Annotated in this window: 19 protein-coding genes; 14 read left to right on the top strand and 5 right to left on the bottom strand. The window is 32.1% G+C overall.

Features of this window, described 5'->3' with window-relative positions; genetic code table 11:
- Window position 1 precedes the first annotated feature (1 nt).
- Window positions 2-3,325 (bottom strand): SusC/RagA family TonB-linked outer membrane protein, encoded by a 3,324-nt coding sequence (locus tag DVR12_RS19475; protein WP_116977458.1) that lies wholly within the window; start codon window positions 3,323-3,325, stop codon window positions 2-4.
- A gap of 372 nt (window positions 3,326-3,697) precedes the next feature.
- Between DVR12_RS19475 and DVR12_RS19470 the strand changes: the two genes are divergently transcribed.
- The 4 genes from DVR12_RS19470 (at window position 3,698) to DVR12_RS19455 (ending at window position 9,625) form a co-directional block, all read left to right on the top strand.
- Entirely contained in the window at window positions 3,698-5,221 is a 1,524-nt protein-coding gene (locus DVR12_RS19470) for a hypothetical protein (protein WP_116977457.1), read from the top strand.
- 19 nt (window positions 5,222-5,240) lie between these two features.
- Window positions 5,241-5,777 carry a TlpA family protein disulfide reductase gene (locus DVR12_RS19465; RefSeq protein WP_116977456.1) on the top strand — a complete coding sequence of 179 codons (537 nt, stop codon included), beginning with the start codon at window positions 5,241-5,243 and terminating at the stop codon, window positions 5,775-5,777.
- 842 nt (window positions 5,778-6,619) lie between these two features.
- Window positions 6,620-6,769 (top strand): integrase core domain-containing protein, encoded by a 150-nt coding sequence (locus DVR12_RS28165; protein ID WP_394337599.1) that lies wholly within the window; start codon window positions 6,620-6,622, stop codon window positions 6,767-6,769.
- 270 nt (window positions 6,770-7,039) lie between these two features.
- Window positions 7,040-9,625, top strand: a complete 2,586-nt coding sequence (locus DVR12_RS19455; RefSeq protein ID WP_116977454.1) for an alpha/beta hydrolase family protein — start codon at window positions 7,040-7,042, stop codon at window positions 9,623-9,625.
- Window positions 9,626-10,530: 905 nt separating this feature from the next.
- Here DVR12_RS19455 and DVR12_RS19450 read toward each other — a convergent pair.
- Both DVR12_RS19450 and DVR12_RS27935 read right to left on the bottom strand, forming a co-directional pair.
- Window positions 10,531-11,502 carry an IS256 family transposase gene (locus tag DVR12_RS19450; protein ID WP_233522430.1) on the bottom strand — a complete coding sequence of 324 codons (972 nt, stop codon included), beginning with the start codon at window positions 11,500-11,502 and terminating at the stop codon, window positions 10,531-10,533.
- Window positions 11,499-11,714, bottom strand: coding sequence for a transposase (locus DVR12_RS27935; RefSeq protein ID WP_233522428.1), 216 nt, complete (start codon window positions 11,712-11,714; stop codon window positions 11,499-11,501). Before DVR12_RS27935 ends, DVR12_RS19450 begins: the two co-directional genes overlap by 4 nt.
- A 1,390-nt stretch (window positions 11,715-13,104) precedes the next feature.
- On the opposite strand from DVR12_RS27935, the gene DVR12_RS19440 reads away from it, so the two are divergent.
- Window positions 13,105-13,341 carry a hypothetical protein gene (locus tag DVR12_RS19440; protein WP_116977452.1) on the top strand — a complete coding sequence of 79 codons (237 nt, stop codon included), beginning with the start codon at window positions 13,105-13,107 and terminating at the stop codon, window positions 13,339-13,341.
- A 1,231-nt stretch (window positions 13,342-14,572) separates the two neighbouring features.
- Entirely contained in the window at window positions 14,573-14,806 is a 234-nt protein-coding gene (locus tag DVR12_RS19435; protein WP_116977451.1) for a hypothetical protein, read from the top strand.
- Between the two features lie 835 nt (window positions 14,807-15,641).
- Here DVR12_RS19435 and DVR12_RS19430 read toward each other — a convergent pair.
- Both DVR12_RS19430 and DVR12_RS19425 read right to left on the bottom strand, forming a co-directional pair.
- Window positions 15,642-15,878 (bottom strand): hypothetical protein, encoded by a 237-nt coding sequence (locus DVR12_RS19430; protein WP_116977450.1) that lies wholly within the window; start codon window positions 15,876-15,878, stop codon window positions 15,642-15,644.
- Between the two features lie 542 nt (window positions 15,879-16,420).
- Complete coding sequence (locus tag DVR12_RS19425; protein WP_116977449.1) at window positions 16,421-19,033, bottom strand: outer membrane beta-barrel protein; 2,613 nt, start codon at window positions 19,031-19,033, stop codon at window positions 16,421-16,423.
- Window positions 19,034-19,823: 790 nt separating this feature from the next.
- On the opposite strand from DVR12_RS19425, the gene DVR12_RS19420 reads away from it, so the two are divergent.
- From DVR12_RS19420 to DVR12_RS19385, 8 genes are all read left to right on the top strand, one after another.
- Entirely contained in the window at window positions 19,824-20,417 is a 594-nt protein-coding gene (locus DVR12_RS19420; RefSeq protein WP_116977448.1) for a hypothetical protein, read from the top strand.
- 84 nt (window positions 20,418-20,501) lie between these two features.
- The gene (locus tag DVR12_RS19415; protein ID WP_116977447.1) at window positions 20,502-21,410 is read left to right on the top strand and encodes an IS1595 family transposase; all 909 of its coding nucleotides are present in this window, start codon (window positions 20,502-20,504) and stop codon (window positions 21,408-21,410) included.
- A gap of 94 nt (window positions 21,411-21,504) precedes the next feature.
- Window positions 21,505-21,675 carry a hypothetical protein gene (locus DVR12_RS27625; protein WP_158563309.1) on the top strand — a complete coding sequence of 57 codons (171 nt, stop codon included), beginning with the start codon at window positions 21,505-21,507 and terminating at the stop codon, window positions 21,673-21,675.
- A gap of 218 nt (window positions 21,676-21,893) precedes the next feature.
- Complete coding sequence (locus tag DVR12_RS19410; protein WP_116977446.1) at window positions 21,894-22,280, top strand: hypothetical protein; 387 nt, start codon at window positions 21,894-21,896, stop codon at window positions 22,278-22,280.
- A gap of 1,376 nt (window positions 22,281-23,656) precedes the next feature.
- On the top strand, window positions 23,657-23,890 hold the full coding sequence (locus DVR12_RS19400; protein WP_116977444.1) for a hypothetical protein: 234 nt from the start codon (window positions 23,657-23,659) through the stop codon (window positions 23,888-23,890).
- Between the two features lie 306 nt (window positions 23,891-24,196).
- Window positions 24,197-24,427, top strand: a complete 231-nt coding sequence (locus DVR12_RS19395; RefSeq protein ID WP_116977443.1) for a hypothetical protein — start codon at window positions 24,197-24,199, stop codon at window positions 24,425-24,427.
- Window positions 24,428-24,743: 316 nt separating this feature from the next.
- Window positions 24,744-24,959, top strand: a complete 216-nt coding sequence (locus DVR12_RS28160) for a transposase (protein WP_116977442.1) — start codon at window positions 24,744-24,746, stop codon at window positions 24,957-24,959.
- Window positions 24,960-25,135: 176 nt separating this feature from the next.
- Window positions 25,136-25,798 (top strand): beta-L-arabinofuranosidase domain-containing protein, encoded by a 663-nt coding sequence (locus DVR12_RS19385; protein WP_199417148.1) that lies wholly within the window; start codon window positions 25,136-25,138, stop codon window positions 25,796-25,798.
- Window positions 25,799-26,054 lie beyond the last annotated feature (256 nt).

The raw sequence follows: 26,054 nt of genomic DNA, 5'->3' as shown, positions 1-26,054 counted from the left end.
ATTAAAATGTTGCCTTAATACCTAAATTAAAAGTTTTCAATAGTGGGAATCCATTGCCAGATTGTGGATCAATCATTAAGGACTTTTGGCTGGCAAATACAAACGGATTTACTACCTGCCCATACAATGTGCATCGATTTGTTTTTAAAATGGTTTTCAACTTTGATGGTAATTCCCAGGTAATCGAAATATTCTGGCATCTAATAAAGAAGATATTTGAAAATCCTCTATCAGAAATAGTATATAAATAATATTGGTAGAAATTTGATCCATTAGCTGTGTATTTTTGATAAGTTGCATTATCACCAGGTTTTTGCCATCTGTCAAGCATTGCTATTGGAAGATTATTATTGACAGTTCCTGGAGTACCGCTTGGGTAAACTATTTGACGGTATCTTTTATCAAAGCTGAAAGTAAAATTTAATGTAAATCCTTTGTAGACTAGAGAATTTGTAATTCCTCCGTAGAATTTTGGATCAAAAGTGATTATATGCTGAGCGTCATTAATAGGATCAGGAGTTTCTGTTGTATTTCCTTTGCTATCATAAAATTGAAAATTCCCTGTAGTATCATTTACCCCCGCAGATAAAAATGTTTTAATGATGTTAGTTGATTTTCCAATTACATAATAGCTAGAATAAGGAGATTGAGATAAATTATCAAATTTTAACAACTTGTTTTTAGGTATTGTTATATTAAAAATGGTGTTCCAAGAAATGGAATTATTTGTAATATTGTTAGTGGTTAAATTCAATTCTAAAGAAGAGTTTTTTATTTTAGCATTATAGTTCTCTAAAATATATTGAAAACCAGAAGTAATTGCCAACGGGTAATAGACAAGAGGATTTTTACTTGTATTAATGCTGTAGTTAAGGTTTAATAATAATCTATTTTCGAACCACCCCAAATCTAATCCGATCTCCCATTTTCGAACCTCTTCCCATTTTAGATTAGGGTTTGGTATGGATGTTGGACCTATTTCTGGTATTCCTTGGTACGCCCTATTAGCGATTATTTGATATAGAGAGAGAAAGCTATAGTCTCCAATTTGATCATTTCCAGTCGTTCCATAACTAGATCTGATTTTACCATAACTTAACGATTTTAATTTTTCTTTTATTAATCTCTCCTCAGTAAAAATCCATGCACCTGCTATTGATCCAAATGAATGAAGTTTATTGTTTTCTCCAAATCTTGAACTTCCATCTCTTCTGCCTGTAATTTGAAATATATATTTTTGATTATAGTTGTAATTAGCTCTGCCATAGAGAGCATTATATTTATAAATAAAATTATTAGTCATTGGGCTTATTATACTTTCTGCTGAACCAATGTCATAAATCAATAGATCTGTTAAAAAATTATAGGCTGTAAATGATCTTCCGAAACTCTGATTTTTTGAAAATGTAGATCCTGCAAACAATTCAATAGAATGTTTGTGGTGAATAATATTATAGTTTAACATAGGTTCAATTTGCCATGAACTTGTCCTTGAACTTGTGACTCCAAGGGTAGATTTGAAATTGTAAGTTGTTATGTAATATGGGCTTACCGACGCTTTTGTTGTTGGTTGTGTTTGGTCTAGTGTTAGTTTTTGGTAAGAAAAGGTTGATGATAATTTTAGATTCGGGATAATTTCATATGAAATTTTTACATTGCTAACCATACTGGTTACTTCGTTTGTTAATAAATTATAATTATTCGCAATTGGATTAGACCAGCTGGGAGCTCCATCAGGACGAATCATCCAATTTATTGTTTCATTTTTATCTAATAAATTGGGAGCATCTGGCGCCAGTTTTAAAGGAAATGCAAATGTTGTTGAGGGCTTGTTTTTATCATACATATAGGTTGTTGTGAAATTAATATTTAGTCGTTTGTTAGGTGTGCTACTATTAAGGCTTATGTATCCACTTCCTCTTGTGTCGTTAAAAGAATTAAAGTTAGTAGGGTAGACATAATTTTCTCTAGAAAATGTACCGCTTAGAAGATATTGACAATTTTCTGTTCCTCCTGTTGCAGATATTGTGCTATTCATATTAAATGCTGTCCGGCCCCATAACTCTTTTTGCCAATTATGTGAAGTAGTTGTATCCCAAAAACCATTTATATCATAATCATATGGACCGGGATTTATAATTCCACTATTTTTAAGTGCTTCTCTCCTAATTGAAAGGTATTGGGGAGTATTGAGAAGCGGTAATTGACGGACTGTCTTTTTTATGCCAGATTGAAAATCTACAGTAATCTCAGTCTTACCTGTTTTTCCGCTTTTAGTAAGAATAAGAATGGCTCCATTCGCAGCTCTTGAGCCATATATTGCAGTAGCATCTGCACCTTTAAGAATACTTATGCTTTCTATATCGTTTGAATTGATATAGCTTAATGGGCTACCATATTGTCCATATTGTGTTCCTCCATTCGTGCCGAATATTGATGCGGATAAAGGCATTCCTAAAAATTGTGAAGGATATGGAACACCATTTACAAGAATTAAAGGATCTAATCCGCTTAATAGACTTGCTGGATTCTGAACTCTGATAGTAACGCCACTTCCTGCTAATCCATTTGTAGGTTGAATATCTAATCCAGGTATTCTTCCTTGTAAAGCGAGCATTGGATTACTTACTGGGATATCAGTTATATCTTTAGCAGTAATTGTATTAACATTTCCTGTATTTAGCCGTTTGGACCTAGTGCCATATGCAATAACTTGAGTCTCATTTAAATTATTAATAAATGGATTTAATTCAGCTATAATCGTCTTATTATTGGTATTGTATTCTTTAGTTTGATAACCTACAGAGGAAATTAGAATTTTACTTCCTTTCTCAATATTTTGGAGGCTAAATCTACCACTGTTATCACTGGTAGTTCCCTTATTCGAATTTTTTATTTGAATAGTCGCTCCTGGTATTATATTGCCTAAGTTATCTTTAACAATTCCACTTATTCCGGATATTGAAGAATCAATTGATATGTGATCATCCTTATACGCAAAGATTATACTTTTATTAAGGACTTCAACTTTAATATTTTCGGATGATTTAAGTATATATCGTAGTATCTCATCCAAATCAGTATTATTGAAATTGACACTAAAAATATCATTGCCAAATTGTGATTCAAGAAAATCTGAATTTTTAATTGTATATCCAGTTTTGGCTTTTATTGTTTTAAGGAAATTTTTCAGGGACATATTTGTTGCTGAAAAAGTTACCTTGATCTGTCCATGTGCATAAATTGGTGAATGTGAAAAAAGTAATATCAGAGTTGCCATAAATGATATAACTTTTGGTTTTAGCTTTTGGAGCCGATTCTGCATAGTAATAAATTTTCGAATTGAAAGACTCTTTTAAAATGAAATACATTAAAGAATCATAAAAGGTACCAATAATATTTATTTATATATATAAATACATATATATTGAATGATTTAGACTAAGGGTAAGAATTAAGAATTTGTCAATAAATGAAATTACTCCTAAAATATTGGAGCATTGATTTATTGTGCTGAATATTGATTGCAGTAAATCAATTTATATTTGATTGGTTATAGTATAATCCTTTATAACATTGTTTAAATGATAATAATGTATATGAGTTTCTCCTGGTTTAGCCAAACGATGTTCTATATAGAAATTTATTAGTTAAGCCTATTTCAATAAAGCCCTGTTTTTATAAATATGATTAAGGTATGGAACTAAAAAATAGTAATTCATTTAGTATTAAGAAGATATTTTTCCAAACGAGAGAAAGTAGAAACTATTTCGCAGTTACAACGTTGGTTTCGATTGTTGGATTTGTTGTTTTTAAATATTTTTTCAGCTTCCCTAATTTTATTCATGGTGATTCATTTGTTTATATTGCTATGGCGAGAAACAATGTAGAAGTTGAGACTTATCCAATTGGGTACCCAATGTTTTTACGTTTTTTTAGTGTGTTTTCAAAATCTGATTACTTATTAGTTACCATTCAGTTCTTATTATTACAATTTAGTACATTGTATTTTGTATTCTCCATATTCTGTTTATTTAATCTTGCTAGGGTTGCTAAAATTATTTTACTGATTTTTGTAGTTTGTAATCCAATTAATTTATTCTTATCAAATTATATTTCAACTGATACCTTTTTTTTGTCTTTTAGTTTAATTTGGTTTACACAGGTTTTATGGCTAATGAGAGTTACCTCATTTAAACTATTGACTATAAATATTTTGCTTTTGGCTTTCTTATTTATGATCAGATATAATGCTTTGTATTATCCATTAGTAACCCTATTTTCAATAATAATTAGTCGAAAGAATATTATAAGCAGACTTATTGGTTTAGGAATTAGCTGCTTGTTTATTTTTTGTTATATTAAATATACTAGTAAGGGGTTTGAGAAGATCACAGGAGTAAACCAATTTTCACCTTTCAGTGGATGGCAGTTAGCGAATAATGCTTTATATGCGTATAGATATGTTGATAGCTCCGATTTAAAAAAGTTACCTATAAGGTATAAAAAGATTGATAAGATAGTCAGAGAATATTTTGATACAACTAGGGATGTAAAAAAGTATCCAGTTGAAACGTTAAAAGCTTCAACTGTTTATATGTGGGATCCCAGTTCTCCACTTAATTTATATATGAATAAAATATTTAAGGATGATTCAACATCAAAACCTTTGCAAAAATGGGCTTTTGTAGCACCAATGATGAAAGATTATGGAAGTGTATTAATAAAGGCGTACCCAAAAGAATTTTTTATCTATTACATTCTACCAAACAGTCTGAAGTATTATAATCCTCCACTTGAATTTTTAGCGGAATATAATGGAGGAAAAGACTCGATTAGTATAGTGGCTAAAGATTGGTTTGATTATAAAGACCCTCTTGTACATAATAGGATAAAGAGACCTGATTTTTCATTTTTAAGGTTTTATTCTTTGATAGTAGCTAGTATGAATGTTATGTTATTACTTAATATAGCTTCCTATTTTCTATTAGGAATCTACAGAAGATTTAAGGACTCGAAAAGTTTTGTACTACTTATAATTCTAATTTGGGCAGTTAATATGGCTTTTAGCATTTTTGCATCGTCTATAGCACTTAGGTTTCAGTTATTTCCAATTATACTTGATTTTTCCTTGGCTTTAGTACTGACAGATTATTTGGTACGAATGGCATTTTATAGCAAACCTGAAGTAGATAATATATCATTAATCGAATTAGAGTGAAACAATTAATACATTGTTTATGCGATACAAAATTATATTAGTTTGGGTTGGTATTTTGATTTCTTCCGCGGTATTTGGATGGTTTGGGAGGTATTATTATACATCTAAACTAGAAAATGGAATCAGTACATCATACTTAGCAAAATTTATCAAAACTCCAATGCCAAGGATCGAGGTGCTAAATATTGATAGTGTTAGAGTTAGATCTTCTGATTTATTTGGTAATGCAGCGACTGTGATATTACTATTTGATCCATATTGTCCACATTGTCACGATCAGATAAAGGAAATTCTTGTCCACCAGTCTGAGTTGATGGAAGTGAAGTTTTGTTTAATAACACCCTTCCCTTTTTATCAAATGCATAAAACATATGACGACTTTCAATTGAAGAATATGAAGAATATTTTCATTGGAGTTGATGATAAAAATTATTTATTGTCCTATTATAACATTACAGGAGTACCGAGTATGCTCATATTTGATAAGGATAGAAAACTTATTAAGGCATTTTTGGGTGGGGTAAATTATAAAGAAATTTTATCTGCTGTAGAATAGAATTGTTGTCAACAAGATATGTGAATTCCTATCAATGTAAATGCTGAAAGCCGCTACAAGAAGTAAGTCTTATATTAATCATTTAATTTTAGCTTTTATGAAATGCTGTTGCAATATTTTGATAAATCGAAAGTTTTAAATTCGATTTAAAGTACAATTTTAATCTGCCAATAATTCGACGATTAAGTTTAGAGGAACTCAAGTGATGAGTATCTTTAAATTTTAAGAAATGGGAGAAAGGAATTTTCTGGAGCCCAAATTGTTGGTTTACTTTAGAAGCAATAAAGTTGAATATCTGTAAAAGAAATTAGCTGTGAATTTGGTATTGGCGAAGCAACATTTTATAACTATAAAGCGCAATATGGTGGCATTGGAACCAGCGAAGTTGGCAAGATGCAGGATTTAGAATTGCGAATGCAGAGCTAAAAAAGATATTTGTAGGAACGAGTTTAGAGAATCGGGAATTGAAAATCTAATAGATTAAAAGCTTTAAGCCCAGAAGAAATGGGAGGCTGATCGTATCTAACTCCAGAGGAGCAGCCTATTAATCGTAAGATGTGTAAATTGATATGAATATTTTGAACAAATAGAAAGAGTAAAATATCCTTTAATAGTGTCTGATAAAGCTAATCGGGTCTGGAAGTATTGATTTTATGAACGATGCGTTATCAGATAGTAAAAGTTCCATTTATTATATATAATAGACGATTTTAACCGCCTAATCACTTGCAATTGAAGTTGATGCCTCATTACCATGCATTAATAGTAAATAAGGGTTTTAACAAGGTACGGTAACCATCCAATATAAGAGTTAACAGTGCCCAGAATTTATTAGTCATGGATTGCAGCAATGGTATGATGATAACAAAATAACATTACAGTATATACAACCTGGTAGGTCTATGCAAAATGCATACATAGAAGGAAAAAATGGCACAATAAGAGGAGGAATATTAGCTGCCTACATTTTCCATGGCCTGTCAGAGGTTTAGGAAATGTGTAAGTCCTAGTGTTTGGATAATGATGATGAAAGACCAAATAAATCATTGGGATCCCTTTTCCTGTGAGCTTTGCTCAAAAAAATGAATAGGTGACCAAAAATAGTTTAGTTTCTAAATAGAGTGTGTATTCTCTTTTTTATAGAATCGTTTTGAATATTAGTATTTATTTATTGTAACTAGTCCTACTAATTTTTAGTACTACTTGTCTTATTAATGTGTATTACATTAATAATGTATTATTAAACCTCAATTTCTATAGACATGACGAGTTATCTATTTTTATCTATTAGAACTACTTTAATATTTTTTCTTTTTGATTATATCTGCTTTTGTGGAATAGCAAAGGCTCAGAGCAATAATATTAATCGTGAAGATTATATGTTGTGGACAGCGCTTCAGAATCCTTATTTGACAAATAATGGAGAGTATTTAAAGTACGAAGTTCAAAAAGTAGAATCGAAAGACAAGATTATAGTTGTTAAGTCTATTAATAGTAATTGGCATAAGGAATTCAAGAACGGAGATGTTTTTTTCTTGAATGATGATAAATGTTTGTTGAATGTAGTAAACGATACTTTGAATTTTTTTTGGTTGGGAACAGATAGAAATGAATCATTAATTGTTAACTCATATAATATTCCTGATGTTGAAAATAAAAATATTATTATGTATCAGTTGTCATCTAATCCTATGGATATTTGTCAACTTGATTTGGAAAAAAATATAAATAATAAGATAATAAATATTGGTAAAGTTTTGGAGTATTATTATTTACCAAAAAATATGAATGTAATAGTCAAAGTGAGATTAGATTCAGTTGAACAAATTGTTTCCGTTAAGTATATTGAAAGAGGTAAGGTGAATGCAAAAGAACTAATTAGATCTAAAGACATTTCTCCACTTGTTTTTGATATTAGGGAATATAATGTCGCTTGTATACTTAAGGACTCAGAAGAAGTAAATAATATTTGTGTTATTCCATTAAGAACTTTAATGCCAAGGGTAATAAAAAGTAGTACCTTTAATCTACATGATTCATCGGTTACTGATATTTTCCAATTCACCTTAAATTCCGATTCTTTATTAGTGAATATAAAACCTCTAAAAATTGAACCAAAGAAGAAAGATCTCGATATGTTTAAGTTGACAATATGGAGTTATAAAGATGGAATATTACCAATTAAATCAAAAGAAGTTGAAAAATCACGATTCTATTATTATTCAATTAAGGAAAATAATTTTTCACCATATCATGAAGAATCATTAGTCACTCCGAATAAGTATCTAGATTCTTTGTTTAGGGTTTCTTATCCTTCCCCAGATAAAGAATTCTTTATTTATAATGACAATGGAAATTTTTTCTCATATGAAGTTGCTACAGGTATTTCAAGAAATATTACTGCTACGGCGAATAATAATTGGGGAAGAGCAGAAAATAATGACTATGATGTTTTTGGACTTTATCCACGCGTAGTTGGATGGGCTGATGATAAGAGAAGTGCTTTTATTCAGGATGAGTTTGATCTATGGAAAGTAAGTGTCTTAAATGAATATTTACCTTTAAATATTACTAATGGGATTGGAAGAAAGAATAAGATTAAATTTACCCCGATTTTTTTTAACCAAACTTTTATACCTGAAAAAACTATTCTTAAAGCAAATCAGCCTATTTTATTTTCAGCATTTAATTGTATTAGTAAAGAAAATGGATTTTACTATAAAAGAAATTACAATTCTAAGGATGAGCCAGTTTTATTAACAATGGATAAAGCAATGTATTATATACCTTTTACTCCAGCAGGTTATGGAAGTGTTGTGTCAAGTTCATGGATTTTGCCGACTAAGGCAAAAAAGGCAGATATTTACTTGGTAGGAAAATCGACTTCGCAAAGTTCCCTAAATTTTTATGTTACTAAAGATTTTAAATCTTTTACACAAGTGACCGAAAATTATCCAGAAAGAAAGTTTAATTGGCCGACAAATGAATTGATTAATTGGACAACGAAAGAAGGTAATAAACTGCAGGGTATATTGTATAAACCAGGGAATTTTGATTCAACAAGGAAGTATCCAGTCATTTTTTACTATTATAGAAAATCGTCTGACAACTTGAACTCTTTCATAATTCCTAAAGAGTGCCCTGGATGTACAATTGATATACCTGGTTATGCAAGCAGTGGATATCTTGTCTTTACGCCTGATATTTATTTTAGTAAAGGAGAGACTGGAAAGAATGCAATGGATGCGGTGACTTCAGCTGCTGAGTTTTTATCAAAGAAAGAATATGTTGATAAGAATAGAATGGGAGTTCAGGGATGTAGCTTTAGTGGTTTTACAACAAATTATATTGTGACTCACACAAACATATTTGCAGCTGCCTGTTCGGCGTCTGGCTTAAGTGATATGGTAAGTGGTTATAATAGTATCAATGATGGAGATATAAAGCAACCTCAATTTGAAGGGGGGGCTTACCAAATTGGTAGTACGTTATGGGAGAATCCTAATCTATATATTGAAAACTCAGCGGTGTTTAGTGCAAATAAATTAACTACCCCATTGCTTTTGATGCATACGACACAAGATCCAACAGTTCCGTTTAATAACGCTGTTGAACTTTTTCTAGCAGGAAAGAGGTTAAATAAGCGAATTTGGATGCTTGAGTATGCAAATCAATATCATACTTTATCTGGTAGTGCAAATCATGATTTTGCAATTAGAATGAAGCAATTCTTTGATTATTATTTAAAGGGCGCTCTACCTCCCGAGTGGATGACAGTACCTGACTTGCTAGGGTCTGATAAAATAGGAAATGGATATGGTTTAGATTCATTTAATCGTATTCCATAATGAGGAAATATGTGGATGTTCCAACAGGTTAAAATGATTTATTGTTGTATTCTTAGTACTTAAGAAGGGGGTATCATAATTAACCTTCTTAGGTTGCTAATAATAGCTAATGTGGCCTTAATCTAGTCTAGATGATGGACATTAAGTTAAGTTTTAAAATCTTAATATAATACATTTATCATTATGAATGACTTACAACAAAGAATTTAAAGAAGAAGCTATACGCTTAGCAACAGAATGGAGGTAACGCAGATATCACATAAATTGGGTATATATCTTAATATGTTATATATGAGGAAGCATCAATTAAAGAAACAAAAGGGTGGAACCTTCCCCGAGAAGGTAACTTTACAGTTCCAGAGTTGTCTGAACATCAAAATGAAAGCATACGTTTAAAAGAAAAATTGAAAAAATGAAAAAAGCGGTGGATATCTTTCTAAATCGCTCTAGGAAATTTACACAGTGATTGCGATACTGTAGGAGCACATAAAACTGCGGTATTATGTTGAGTATTCAAGTGTAGTAACAGTTCTTATTTTACGAGAAAAGTATGTAAAAATCGATGGAAAAAGCCCATCGTAGATGTTTGATTACCATAATAAATAGTATATTCCATGTGAAAACTTTTTTTAAATGGTAACGGTTATCAGGGGGCTATTCAAATCTATCATCTTTATTACCGGTTGGAAAATAAATTGTTTATGGTTCCCGAGGAGAAAATCCATGGGAGATTTATATACCAATAATTGATGTGCTCTGTGATTATTAATTATCCCAATCCATGCGTTAGTTAATAACTGGGGCTTTCTTAATCTAAGAAAAGCAAAAGACATCCAAAACCTCCTCCCGAAAGAAACTGTCTCACTAAGTGTGTAAACTTTAAAACCGGGGAGTCAAATTGATAATTATATTCTCACCCTTTTATCAAATATAGTTAAGAACTGATTAAGGATCATGCCCCAGTTTCTAATGGGCATGGTCCATTTTTTTGAAACTTCCCGTAAAGCCAGATACACAGATTTCAACACTGCGTCATCATTTGGGAAAGACAGCTTGTTTTTAGTATACTTTCTGATTTTCCCGTTCAGGTTTTCGATGAGATTAGTTGTGTAGTTGAACTGCCTGATCTCCAGTGGGAAGTCAAAAAAGACAGTGAGTTCCTCCCAGTTTTCGCGCCAGCTTCTGATGGTATATGCATACTTGGCACTCCATTTAACATCCAGGGCATCAAGAGCACCCATGGCAGCTTGTCTGGTTGGAGCTGCGTAAACATCCTTCATATCGGTGGTAAACTCTTTTTTATCTTTCCAGACCACATAGCGGCAACTGTTACGTATCTGATGTATGACACAAACCTGAGTGGCAGACTGTGGGAACACAGATTTGATGGTCTGTGTAAAGCCATTAAGGTTATTGGTGGCCGTTATTAGAATATCTTCCAGACCACGCGCCTTTAGATCAGTAAGTACAGTCATCCAATAAGCAGCAGATTCATTTTTGCTCAGCCACATCCCCAGAACCTCCTTGAGGCCATCTTGCTTTAGCCCCACAGCGATATAAACGGTTTTATTCACTACTTTGCTATTCTCCCGTACCTTAAACACAATACCATTCATCCAGACTATGAGATAAACAGGTTCTAATGGCCGATTTTGCCAGGCCACAATATCTTCTGCCACCCGGTTGGTGATGCGACTGATCGTTGCAGTGGAAACATTAAATTTGTAAACTTCTCTTATTTGATCTTCGATGTCGGACACACTCATTCCCTTGGCATAAAAAGACACAATTACCTCTTCTATGCCCTGAGCGATCCCTTCACGTTTAGGAACGATCATAGGATTGAAACTGGCATCACGATCTCTGGAAACTTTTATCTCTGATTCACCATAGCTGGTCTTAATTTTCTTCTACGGTAGCCATTGCGGCTATTGGCACCATGCTTGTCATAGCCCAAATGGCTATCCAGCTCGCCCTTCAGCATCTTTTCTATGCCTCGCTTCTGAATCTGGGCAAGAAAGTCGTTTAGCTGATCGGCTGTTTTAAACTGCTTCAGAAAGTCATCTGATAAAAATTCTTCTGTCTTCATAAAACTGTATATCCTTTAAAGTTAAAAATCGGAGACAATCCCCGATTTTATGATTTACACAGTTTATGAGATAGTTTCAATTGAGACAATTATTATTAACCGATTTCTTATTTAAATAGAGTTTACACCAATTATAAATGGTCGCAGCTGATTACATAGAAATAATAAAACCTCGTCAAACTTAAATTTTCATAACTAAATTCATCAAGTAAGGATATAATTTGATCAACCAAAATCTCCAAAGGGTCGTCTTTTTAACTCTAATCCTTAAGTTTGTTTGAACACACAATAAACCAACGCAATTTTTAACAGTGATTCCCTCAGATTGATGTTTCCTTTTAAAAAATATTTGGATGAATACCATAGTCATGAACCACCTACGTTACTCCGGATTCTGCTACCAGACGTAAGACTTCTTTCTTTGATTATATGTTGTACGTCTTCCTCTTTGGCATAAATACTGAAGATTTTCAAACTTAACTTAGTGTCCATCAAAATATGCTAAAATCAATACTTTGATGTTTTCAAATTGATTTAAAAACTTTGTTTAGTTTATAGTAATCTTTTTCATCGACTGAATGCCTATAGCACCATCTAGTTATAAATTTGAGTTATTATTCAAACTGTAAAAGCGAGATTAGTTTAATATTAGAAATTTTTTCACTCATAGTATTAAGAAAGAAATGTAAAGAGTACCGCAGTTTGAAATAATGGGCTACTGAAAATCATTAGAAACGATTAGGCTACTATAAACTAATTTTATCCTTTTTTGTATAAAAGATTTTTAAATTATGTTAAAAGCTAAACTTTCGTTAGTACTTATTAGTGTTCTAACTATTATTGGAGGAGCTATTGGTTATAAATTTCCTGGATCATATATGATCTATACCAAGACCACTGTAACATCTCCCTATTGTAACAGCATTTTGCCTGGCTATTATACAACTGCTGCTATAGGAGCTACAACATACACATTCTGTGTTGATGTTCCTGGTATATGTGACCGACGAGGTTATATTAATAGGTTAGAATAATAAATATTTGTTATTGTATACACTATATCTCACTGATTATTTATACAATCTGATTAGGTTATTTTTAGAATATATAATTTTTAATTCCCTAATGCATTAAGTAGAGATTGTATTATTAGTAATCAAATTATGTAATGGTTTTCTTCTATTATTTAGAACTGATTTTAATTATTTATACAATTTAGGAAATTATTCCTAACTCTATGAATAATGTGATGTATCATCATTGGTATTAAGTTATTGCGCAATAATGATAGATAGTACTCTATCAATGGAGAAGCCGAAAACCATTATAAAAGAGTAGGCCATATTTTTATCCTATTAATTTAGCCTTTTATATAAAGGCGATAATTGTTATGAAACAAGCAAAATTCGCATTAGCAGCTACAGCTGTTCTCGCAGTTATTGGTGGAGCAGTTGCATTTAAAGGTGAAACATCAAGAACCATTTACACAAAGGCCACACCTACTGCTACTAGTTGTACAGTATATTTAGGTACTGGATATATTTCAGGTGCAGGCACACTGTATTCATTTGCAAGTAATGTTGCTGGACCATGTGTAAATAAGGTATTAATTTCAAAACAAGAGTAGTATTTTACAATGAAGGGCTGGTCTTATTTAAGATCAGCTCTTTTGCTATAGCTTATCTTCTTTTACTGTTTAGTTACATATCCAGAGATGTCTAAACTCTAAGAGGAAAAATACAAGTTTAAAAGGAGAAGTTGAAATACAAAAAATGACGGCGGATACCTTTCTAAATCTTTTTAGAAAAGATATACAGTGAGTGCAAAATTTGGGGAGCAATTCAAAACAGCGGTATTATGTCGAGTATTGAAATGTCGTACTAGTACATAAATGAAAGATACGTATAGTAAACCTAAAAAGAGTAGCACATCGTAGACGTTTAACTATGGTAAATACTTTTTACTATGGTGAGGAATAATATATATTAGCCGCAGAATCTACAAAGAGATTAAGACCTATAACATATAAAGTATGAGAAGTAGTAGTGTGATATCATGATACAATTAGATTTGAAGATTTTTGATAAAAGATACGACTCATGCTCTTCATGACCCTTCTTGTCTTGGAGAATCCACTTAATAAAGACTTTTATACCTGTATAATCATCATATAGAGGTTAGCTATATTACATACATCCTAATCTGTGGCAGATGGCCTTACCTAGCTGTTAAATTCAATCTTTTCTTCCACAGTGTAACAGTTCCACAAATAAAGACAAAATGATTCTATGGGCATTGAAAATGGCGATATCCTCCAGATAGCCACCGGAAGGGGTAATTCATCATTATGATCTATGGGTTTATAGGCTATTATTCTTAATCAATATGCTCGTAATATGTGCTTAAATTAAAAGCAGTATGAACCGAAAGGGAAATTGTTGAGAATATGTAGTGATGGAAAGCTACATTTCATCGTTAAAGTGCAAATTAGTTCATCTTCAAGAAGTTTTGATTATGTAATACAGGCAAATCGAAATATTTAGTACATAAAAAAATGGTCTAATAAGGAGGAACAATACTCACCATTGAGCTAAATATTACTGAACAGAATTTGAATTTAGCAATCAGATTGCAACTTTAATAATATAAACTCAATGTCCAGAACTATAGGTCAATACACTTGTATTATTTTTAGCTGGGTATAATTTATTCTCTTTACATATTTAACAAATAAATATTTTAGTCTATTACGAGATTTGATAGGTCGACTTAAAATATGGAGATGCCGAAAACCATTATAAAAGAGTAGGCAATTTACCTAATAAATTTAGCCTTTTTTGAAAAAGGCATTCATAATTATGAAACAGGCCAAATTTGCATTGGTAGCAACTACCGTTCTTGCTGTTGTTGGTGGAGTAACAGCATTGAGAGGTGATGGTACAACAACCATTTATACGAAAGTTAGTAATACCATAATAAGCTGTACTAAATTATCTGGAACTGGATATATTACTGGACTGGGTGTTCTCACTTCATTTGCTACAGTTCCAGGTATTTGTTCTTTTAAATATTATATCTCCAAACAAGAATAAATAGATAATAAGTGAATTAGTCTCCATGTAATAGAAAAGAGTTGATCTTAAAAAATGGATTAACTCTTTTCTATACAGATTAACTATGAGTTTCGAAAAACAATATTTAATTCTGGAGATAGTCTAATCATAGAAGAAAGTCACCAAATTGAACTTTAACCTAAAAAGAGAATTAACAATCCTGAATCAGGAGAGAGCTAACTCTACTAAAGAAATTAGCTCTGAACTTGGTTTTAGTGAGACTACTGTTTACAATTTGAAGACAAAGCATGCTGGTATGGGGTGAATGATGCGCGCAAGATGTGTGACTTGGAAACTAAATAGTCGAATTCTATTTGAAACGTTAATATTATGAGTCTATTTTCTCATAGTTTTTCTTACATATACTATTCTAATCTCGAAATGCTTCTTCGATAAATACATGCCCCTGGATTTGTAGAAAATGTATACAAGTAACCAATTCCAACTGAGTATCCTGCTCCTAAGAATTGATCGCACCTCGTAGTTGTGTAAAGATTTCTTGTATAAATATTAGGTGATCCGGGCATTTTAAAAGCTATTGCCCCACCAATAATTGAAACAACTGTAGTGGTGAATAATAATATTTTTGAATATTTCATAATAATAAATGCCTTTAACTACAAAAGCATAAAGTTTAAGTACAATAATATTACATTAACTATCATTTCTATCGTCTATCATTTTTACAGTTTAAAAAATCGGTTTTAGAAAAATTGAAGTTGGATCTACAAACAAAATAAAAGTTGTGGAGGTGACAGAGAAAGAACTAGTGTACTAAACTAGTTCTTTCTTAATATTAATAGAGAATAAATCACTATTCTAGCTTTGATATAAACAATTTATAATTACATGAACCCGCTACTACTGAGGCAAAGGAATACATAGTACCGACACCTGTAATAAATCCAGTGCCCAAAAGTACGCTACAGTAAGTAGTAGCATTGTTTGCTTTTGTGTAAATAGTTTTTGTAGTTTCACCTTTAAATGCAATTGCTCCACCAATAATTGCTAGAACAGTTGTAGCTGCTAACGCAAATTTTGCTTGTTTCATAACGAATACCTTTATTAAAAGGCTAAATTTAAGAGGATAAAATTTTGCCTACTCTATTATGATGGTTTTCGGCTTTTCCATTGATGGGTATACACCATCTCATTGCGCAATAATTAGATTAAATATTAGAATTTGGAATAAAGTATCTAGAAATATTATCTATGTAAATATATCAAAGGAATTTAGTTATGTACGCATGTTGAGAATTAATGCTCAAGTACTTTAGTTGATACAGAATAAATCTAATTGTAAATTTAGACATATAAAGTGCTATAAACACTCAGTAAAATTAATTTTTAAGAGTATTTGACGTTTTGACCAAAAATTAAACTAGAGAAAAAAGCAATTGTTTATAATTTTAAAAAGAGGGAATTGACATGAGAAAATCCAAATTCAGAGAAGCACAAATTGTGTTTGCGTTGAAGCAAGTTGAAAGTGGGGTATCAGTGCAGAATTTTTGTCGGAAAAATTAAGGGTATTACAATTGGAAAAGAAATATGAGGACTTATTGTAACTGAACTTAAAATGTTTGTAAATGTTTTTCAGCGCATTTTTAAAATGCAGTTAACTAATATCATTCGGCCAAATGTAACTGAATTTATATTTTCAACATAATTTATACCAATATTTCTTTTATTTCCGGTATTTTGGTTGAAAAGGTCAAAAATTTGTAGTTTTAAGATTAAATGATTGTTATATAATTTTTCTTTAGAAATCGAAAGGTTTGTTGTGAATGTATGGATATTGCTGTTCCCATTGTTGAGATTGGAATAGTAAAATCCGCTGTTTAAAAATAAATTTAATGGTAGAAATATATTATTCTCCATATTTATATTGTAGGCTAATAGGTTTGTTGAAATTCCTGATTGATTCTCCCTTGTGATATGGGAATATTGAATACTACCATCAATATTTAGGTCAGCTTTTTTCTCAATAAAGACTTTTATATTCGTATTGTGATCGAATGAAATGCTTTTATTAGATTCTTTATAGTTATTTATAATGAATGCATTGATGCTATACTGAATTTTGGATGAAGACTCTAATTGAGCAATATTTTTCTTAATTGGAATACTATTAATAATATTTAGTGAATAATTTTGAATTCCATCTACATTGTAAGGAACAATAATTTGATTACCTGAGTTTGTAATCCAATTTCCTTCAACTATTTGATTGTTCTTCAATGAAACATCCCAGGAAATAATTGTGGCCTTTTGTTGTGAGAAATCCTGAAATGAGTATGATACTTTGAAATTGTTACTAAATCCAACTTTTAAATTAGGATTTCCTTCTCTTTTTAAAGTTGGGTTTGAATTGTCAGGAATTGGATTTAGCTGAGAAAAGGATGGGATAGTAGACCCTCCGTCATAATTAATAGCAATTGATTTGAAGTTATTGAAATTATATTTTATGAGTCCAGATGGGGTAAGAATTGAGTATTGAGATTTAAGATTTGATTTTTTTGTTAAGGATGTCATGTTAATAGATATATATCTGGCTGCAAAAGTAAAAGCTAATTTGTTGAGAACACCTTTGAAATATAAACTAAAGTATTGGGATTTAGATCTGTTTTTCAATGATATACTAAGGCTGTCATCAATGTTTTTATAAGAATTTGTGATCGAATCATAATTAAATGTATTTTTTAATGTAGGACTGTTATCGAAATTTAATCCTCCGTATATAGTTAGGTTGATTGATTTGTTTAGTGGTTCGTTGAAGTTGAAGTTTATGTGGATTTTCTCTAATGAACTATGATCTAACGAGAATTGATTAGTTTTTAGGTTTGTTTTCTTTTCGTAAGAGTCTATTATTATATTGTCTGTGATACTGTAATTGTTTAATTTACCTTTACTTGTTTCATACGAATACACAAATGTTGCTGTTCTTCCTAGTTTATTAAACTTTTTATTTAAGCTAATAAAGTTTAATAATGAATATTTGGTGCTTGTATTATTACTAAACAAAGAACCTGAATTGACGACATTCAGCTCAGAAGTTAATGATTGATAAGTAGTGTTGTTAGCTTGCTGTTTTTTTTCAATGTTGGTACTATTTACAATGGAAATTTCAGTTGTAGAATCAAGAGTGTATTGAAATTGAAGGTTTGCTAAATTATATTGTATGTTTCCGTTTTGTTTAATTTCTTGGTTATAAAAATAGCTACTATCATTGAATAAATATTCTCTATTAACCTTTTGATCAGATTTTGTTAAAGTATTACCATATTTATAATTGAAATCAAGCTTTGTCTTTTGGCTTAAGCTTCCTCCAGAACCAACTCCACCTTCCCAATTCCTTATTAGTTGTCCACTATTATAATTACCGTCTAGGTACCCATTTAAGTTATTACCTGATATAAAGAGAGTTAAATTATTTTTTACCCCAAATCTATTAATTTGTAGCTGTGAACTAAATCTACCTTTTTCTCCAATTGAGCCTTTAACATCTCCTAGAAATTTATTCCTTTTATTGTTCTTTATTTCAATGTTTAATATCTTTTCCGGTTCTGTTAAGTCTTCGGAAGAAGGTAATTCACTTGTGTATTTGTTTATTAATTGAATTTTACTTATTAAATCAGCCGATATGTTTTTTAAGGCAGTCTTGATATCATTACCGAAATACACATGGTTGTTGATCATTATTTTATCAATGTTTTTTCCATAATAAGTAACTTGCCCATCACTAGAGAACCTAAATCCAGGGAACTTCTTTAAAATAGAGGCAAGATTTGCCTCTTCATTAAGTTTGTAAAAAGTTGGATCAAAAGATATTGTGTCTTTTTGAGCAGTAATTGGATTTTTTTGTCCTATTATTTTTATCTCACTAAGATTATATTGGAGTCTCTTTAAAGCAATCAAAGATGGATATTTGTTGTTTGAAATTTCGATCATTTTGTTCTCATAACCTAAATAACTTACCAATATGTATAATTGAAATGCAGGAACACTATCAATGTGAAATTTACCATTTGAATCGGTACTTGTTATTTTTATCCTTACAGAATCTATTGATCTATAAAATTGAATAGATGCACCAGGTAAAGGAATTAGTGTTTCGTTATCGATTATATGCCCAGTTATTATTTGTTGTCCTTGAACCTTTACATTTATATATATTAGTGCTAAAAAAATTAAGTAAGGAATTTTCATGCAATAGATTTACTGAATTTACAATTTCAATAAATTCATTGCAACTAAAATGCAGTAGAGTCTTACTCCCTTGAGAAGTTTCAGAACTGATATGTTTTTTTAGTTTGTATTTTCCTTAAGGTATATACTTTATTTAGCACTACTGGATTCTGTCCAGTTATTGACACTTTGATATATACATCATATTCTGATGGATACATAAGTCATGTGCCATCTGCGTTACTCCAGAATCTATTACCAGACTTACGGCTTCTTCTTTAAATCCTTTATTGTAAGTCTTTCTCTGTGACCTATGATCCAAATTAAGATTTGCAAACTTAACTTAGTGTCCGTAAAAATAGGCTAGATCAGTTTACTATCGCGTTATTATCGATCATTAAGTTACTAGTTTGAGGATATATGCTTAATTTATTATATTTTTTTTGCTATAGGCAAACATTTGTATAATAAGAGATTTGAGGATTGAGTAATAATTATTCCTTTTACATCCATTCACCTAAATGATTTAGGATAGCAAAATCCAATGGTACTTTATTTGCGCTTCTCAATTATCCCGCCCTGAATGGTTATTTTATAGTATATAACGTTGGTATCTCCTTTAATGCAAAAGATAGTAGTTATTTGCTATTACTCTGTGCATCAATAATCTTACTGCAGGAATGAGCTTATCAGTAAAATACTGTAACGCAATTATATACTATCCGCACCTAACGACGGAGTAAACTAAAATTTACAAAATATTTATAAACTAAGGCACATCGTAATTGGTGTGCTTTTTAATTTACGAGCTATGATAATCAACGCAAATTTTATATACTATCGGAATAAACAGGACAACAATATTGGTATATATTGCCCAGAAATTGGTCTACACTTAGAGAGCATAGACCCCGAAAGCATAAATTTCTCGTTTCGAAATTATTATATCCAAGAGCTTCACAAACTGTTGGATAGCCGCGTAATTAACGAATACCTAAAAGGAATAGGTTGGGTACATAAAGATAATTTGTTGCGTCCTACCCCCTTATTTGGGGAAGGGAGCCTAATTTCTATATTTACGACAAAATTTAACCTTGAAAATTATGTATTTTTAAAGGCCACGAAAGTAAAAATAGTGGTTCCTGAAATGAATAAACTTATAAGTCTATACGCAGATATAGAGATAGTTGAGGCATATTTACAAATGCAGAAGTTTGAGAAATCTGGCAGCGTAATGGGAGATACAGCCTATTGGCTGAATACGAATAAAGATGCCAAATTACTTTCTATTACTTTCCCAATATCAAATGACAAAAAAATATCATTTGATGATTTAAAAAAGGGGATGGGGGATGAGGTTTTTAATCGTTTTATAGACCATTGTTTTAATAACTATGATAATTAAATGAATATCAAATGTTTAAACCCTTACACTGTCTTTGAAATACCCTGACTTTTGCGTATTTTTATTGTATAAATCGGCTATAATTTGACGCAAAAATTTACCTCTTTAATAGAGTTTTTAGATCAGTTTAAGGACGATGAAGATTGTAGAGAGTATTTGAAACAGTTGAGGTGGAAAGGTGTTCCGGAATGTCCACACTGCAAAAGCACGAAAATTTACGAATATCAAAGCAGACCTGTATATAAATGTGTAGAATGCAAAAGGCAATTCCGCGTGACTACGGGAACTATATTTGAAAGTAGTAACTTACCAATTCGAAAATGGTTTCTTGCTATGTACCTATTATCATCGAATAAAAAGGGTATTTCTTCTTTGCAATTAGCGCGAGAATTGAAAATAACGCAGAAATCCGCTTGGTACCTTGCACATAAGATTAGAGAGATGTTAAACAACAAGGCCGTTTTAAAAAAGTTACGGGGAGTTGTAGAAGTAGATGAAACTTATGTAGGAGGGAAACGGAGAGGTTCTAAACGCGGTCGCGGTGCAGAACATAAAACACCTGTTTTTGGTATGTTAGAACGAAATGGAACGTTACGAATCATGCCGGTAGGGAAAGTAAACGGAAAAACATTAAAGGGATTAATTTGCGGGAATGTTGTAAGAGGTAGTACAATAATGTCAGATGAATTTAGGGCGTATAACGGGTTAAACAAGTTTTACATCCATAAAGTAGTACAGCACGGAATAAAAGAGTATGTAAACGGCGATGCCCATGTAAATTCATTAGAAGGGGCATGGTCACTATTGAAAAGATCAATCCGGGGCATTTATCATCGCCCTAGTCGGAAATATTTAGATAACTATTGCGGAGAGTTTGAGTTTAAGTATAACACGCGGAAAAAGTGTATTGAGGTACGATTTACGGAACTTTTGAAATGTTCCAAAATAAGGGTAAAAAATATTGACATAACTGGCTATTTTCCCGATACGTAGGAATTTTCAAATACGGTTAATTATGCTATTTTTGTTTTTTCCGGCTGAAAGGCTGCAAAAGGAGTATACGTGTTTATTTGAAAATCAGTGAATTATGGGCAAAAAGCCAAAGAAGAAAGAAGTAAAAAACATGCCTGATGTTATAATAACAAACAATCAGTCGTTCGACACTTTGCTTTTATTGGCATTAAATACTCCGCCAATAAAGAAAAAACCAAAGAAAAAGGAGGACGATAAGGAAGAAGACAAAAAGGACGAAAAGTAATTTAACATATAGAAAATATTAGCGGTTAGCTATTTCGGGTAAGAAAAACTGGTAATCTTTCAAACGGCCCACTAAATAGACTTAACGCTCACGCAATGCGTGGGCTTTAGTTATTTGGGCCATAGGTATACCAGTACCTTCTTACCATTAGCTAAATGCCCCACGCTAATTTTTTGTAACCCCTTCACGCGGGGCAGTGAAGAAAACTAACAATTTAAATGAAAAAGGTTTTTTCTATTGTTCCTGTACTATTGCTAGTATGTTCCCTTTCATTTGCTCAAAACGCTAAGGGGCTATCTTTTTACGATCAATATATAACGGCGCAATCAATGATAAAATCCGCCATGAAGTACTCTGATCCAGAAAAGATTGCTTTATTCCTAAATGAAGCGAACCGGGCGACAATGAACGCTAAATCTGTATTCAATGGGGTTAAACAAAAACTCACACCGAAAGAGGCAAGCGACATGAACTTAGCGTTAGATTTTCTACTTAATTGGTCTACGAAAGACTACTTTGAAGATCAAGATGTGATGAAAGCTGTTTTGTGGTTCAAGCTAAACGATGAACACCAAAAAACGGCCATCGCAAAAATTCTCAAATAAAATTAAAGCCTGTCGAAAAATGACAGGCTTCTTTATTCATAAAACTATAAAGGTGCGTATTGTATATAATTACCTACTGTAATATCTGCACATGGCAAGTGAGCATATATTCTATATCAATCTGCTTGCAAATTTAAAATATTCATGTGTCTGTCTTCACGACGTATATGCTGATAATCTTTAGAGATCAGCTAATTGTGTACCGTGGTGATCCTTTAAATTTCGTAGAAAATACAACCTAGGAGTACTGAATACAGCTATTGATAAGTTTGACATTCAAACGAGTTATCAAACAATTGGATCATTAATCACCTAGTGGGAATTGTCAATATTGACAATAGACAGAAATTAATATCTCAAGCCCATGTAAAATGATAAATTAATTAGAATGGTGAGTTAAAATTAATATAATGGGAAATGCATCAAGAATGGCGACATATCATCCTTCATAATAGGTTGTCAAGGCTAATTTTTGCTTTACCAATCTAAATGCATTCAAGTTATCTAATTAAAAATCAGGGTATTTCACAATTATAGATTTTGATTAGCTTTTCTAGCAAAAATCTACAATTGGATTTTTTTATGGACACTGACAATCGATATTTTTTGACTTTTCAATTAGATGAAGGATTTGATTAAGAAATGTATCCCTATGGGAATCCTAAATTGAGGGGATACAATTTTCCTAATTTTCGTTTTCAAGAATTTCATTATGAAAAATAATCTAAGGGTTACAGAAAGGAACTATATTTTTATAATACTGATACCTAGTAACAGCGGACGATTCTGGAGCTCGAAAATAACACGATGGAATGCTGGATATGAAACGTTTATGTCGAAATGAAAATTGTATTTTTGTGGATTCCAAGATAAATAATGTCAATTTTCAATCATAAATCACATACTCTTTACATATCCCTGGTTCGGTGGCCAATTTAATCCTTTTTAATTCAGGTCTATTGGTGAAAGTATCAGGTGCAATACTATAGTACACTAAGGTTTGTACTGTGCACGCACCATTTTCTTTAGCCGGCATATAATAAATTGTTGGCAATGCAGAAGCAATACCACTAATAATTAGAAATATTAAAGCTACATTTTTCATAATGTTAAAATACTACAGACTACTGCTGTGATTCTTCAACTTAGAAAATAACTGAAGAGTTGCAAATTGGCCATTCTTTATAGATTAGTAATTGCAAGTGAATTGCACTCTATTAATATAAATTTGACCAAGCTATATTCAAGAAATATTTACTTCAAACTTTCGATTATTTAAACTTTTTCTCCTTTGAAACGACGGAGAAGTCAATAGATCTGGTTATCTTTATATTAACCATCTAGATTTAGCCTTTTTTATAAAGGCACCTATAGCCGTGAAGAAAGCAAAATTTGCCTTGGCATCTGCCTTTGTTCTAGCCATTGCTGGCGGAGCAATAGCTTATAAAGGTTCTGTTACTTTTAATATTTATATTCCGGCATTATTTAATCCAACAGTTTGTACTCAATTTTTAGGGAGTGGTTATATCACTGGGGGAACCTATTTCTGGACATATAACACACGCCCCGATTATTGTGGTCTTAGAAATTTTCTTCACAAAGTAGAATAATAAATAGCCCATAGTTTTAAATAGAGGCCATGATTAGTAGAAGAGTTACAATTTACTCGTTATCCTGACAAAAGAGACTATCTTAAAATATTCGAATGAGATAATGTGGAAGACGATTGAAGACAGTTTTGTTAGAATTGAATGGCTGCAATTACTGGACTGTAGTATAAGCTTAAAGATTACTCTGGTAGATCAACTAGAGCTAATTTTAATATTATCATCTCTTTAAAACCTATTTTCATTCTTTAGGAAGTATTGTAAAATAATAGAAATATTGTTATTATTTTTTACCTTAAAAATAGTTGTATGAAAAAAGCAAAATTCATTTTATCATCATCTGCAACCATTGCTATTATTGGCGGTGCGATTGCTTATAAATCACCTTCCGATCCTACAGTCTATAAAAAAATTACTTCAACAGCTAGCATATGTGGTGCATATGCAGGTATGTATGTTACAGGAGTTGGTTCATTAACTACTTGTGCAATTGAAACGCCTGGCCCCTGCCAGAAAATATCTATCAGCAGAATGGAGTAAACGGATTTTCCAATTTTCATCGAAGAGAGGGTGTCTCAAAAGGACACCTTCTTTTTGTTTGGAAAATCCTGGGATTGTTTTTTTTCGTTTCTATAGTATGCCCAAAGGAAAAACACTTTCAGTAGTCTTTAAAGCCGATGGGTAGCATCAGGCGATGCTTTTCCCCCAGAGATAGGTGATATGATAGCAACGCATCATCCAGTGCGAGTTATAGATGATGTACTTGAAAGGATAGATATCAGCCAACTATTGCATAGATATAAAGCAGTAGGAACTAGTAGCTATCATCCAAGGATGTTGCTGAAGGTTCTTATTTATGCTTATAAATAATATATACTGCAGCCGTAAAATAGGAGAGTCACTAAGGCAGAATATACATTTTATGTGGCGTAGTGGGATGAGTAAGCCTGATTATAACACAATCAATAGGTTCCGAGGTGAACGATTACAACAAGTATTTCAACTCATATTTTATGCTAAAAGGAATGCACTAAGTAGTCATCGAAGCTGCATTACTGGCTTTAGCGCATAATTTTAGAAAAAAGATAGCTTAAATCAAACTAAATTAATAAATATCAAAATGAAAATCAATAAATCTTATTGATAAGAGATGTACATAAAGAAAAAGGCGTCTCTTCTTTTTAGACGGCTTGTCTTCGAATTTGAAATAAATTTTCTATCTTACCTGTCACGATAGAAACTTTGCTAATGCACAAACTCATAATTGGGCTACTCGTCATCTCAGCTCAATCCACCGCACAATCCCTGCAGCTGCAACCGGTCAACTTCTCCCAGGTAACGATCTCCGATCAGTTTTGGTCACCCAGGCAGCAGACGGTTAGCAAGGTTACTTTGCCGGTTTGTATATACCAGACGGAGGTTAAAACTCCGAGGATCAGGAATTTCGAGAAGGTGGCGAGGAAGCAGGGCGAGAGGCATGAGGGAATTTATTTCGATGATTCGGATGTTTACAAGGCATTGGAAGCTATTTCTTACAGTTTAAAAACTCATCCTGATGCGGAGCTACAGAAAACGGCGGATGAGTGGATCGATAAGATTGCGGCGGCGCAGCAGCCGGATGGTTATTTAAATACGTTTTATACGCTGAATGGGTTAGATAAAAGGTGGACGGATATGGAGAAGCACGAAGATTATTGTGCGGGGCGTTTATTTGAGGCGGCGGTGGCGTATTATAATACAACGGGTAAAACGAAGTTGTTGGATGTGGGTACCAGGATGGCCGATCATATAGATGTAACTTTCAGGCAGCAGAACAGGCATTGGGTATCGGGGCATGAGGAGATAGAGCTGGCGTTGGTAAAGTTGTATAAGGCTACGGGGAATAAGAAGTATCTGACGTTGGCCGATTAGTTTTTGCAGCAGAGGGGGCATAAATATGGGAGAGGAGTGATTTGGGATGACTGGAAAAATGCTGCGTATTGTCAGGATAGTGTTCCGGTGAGGGAGCAAAGAAAGATAACAGGGCATGCGGTAAGGGCTATGTATTTGGAGTGCCTGCTGGTAAGCTACAAATTTAAAAAGAGCATGCCAGAAATAATTTTTATCCTAAACACTTAATGCTAGATCTCAATCATAAACCACATACTCCCTACACTCTCCAGGCTCC

It is taken from the genome of Chitinophaga silvatica (assembly GCF_003419895.1).
GTDB lineage: Bacteria > Bacteroidota > Bacteroidia > Chitinophagales > Chitinophagaceae > Chitinophaga > Chitinophaga silvatica.
Note: the sequence above shows the minus strand (reverse complement) of the source record. Positions and strands in the feature narration are given on the sequence as shown.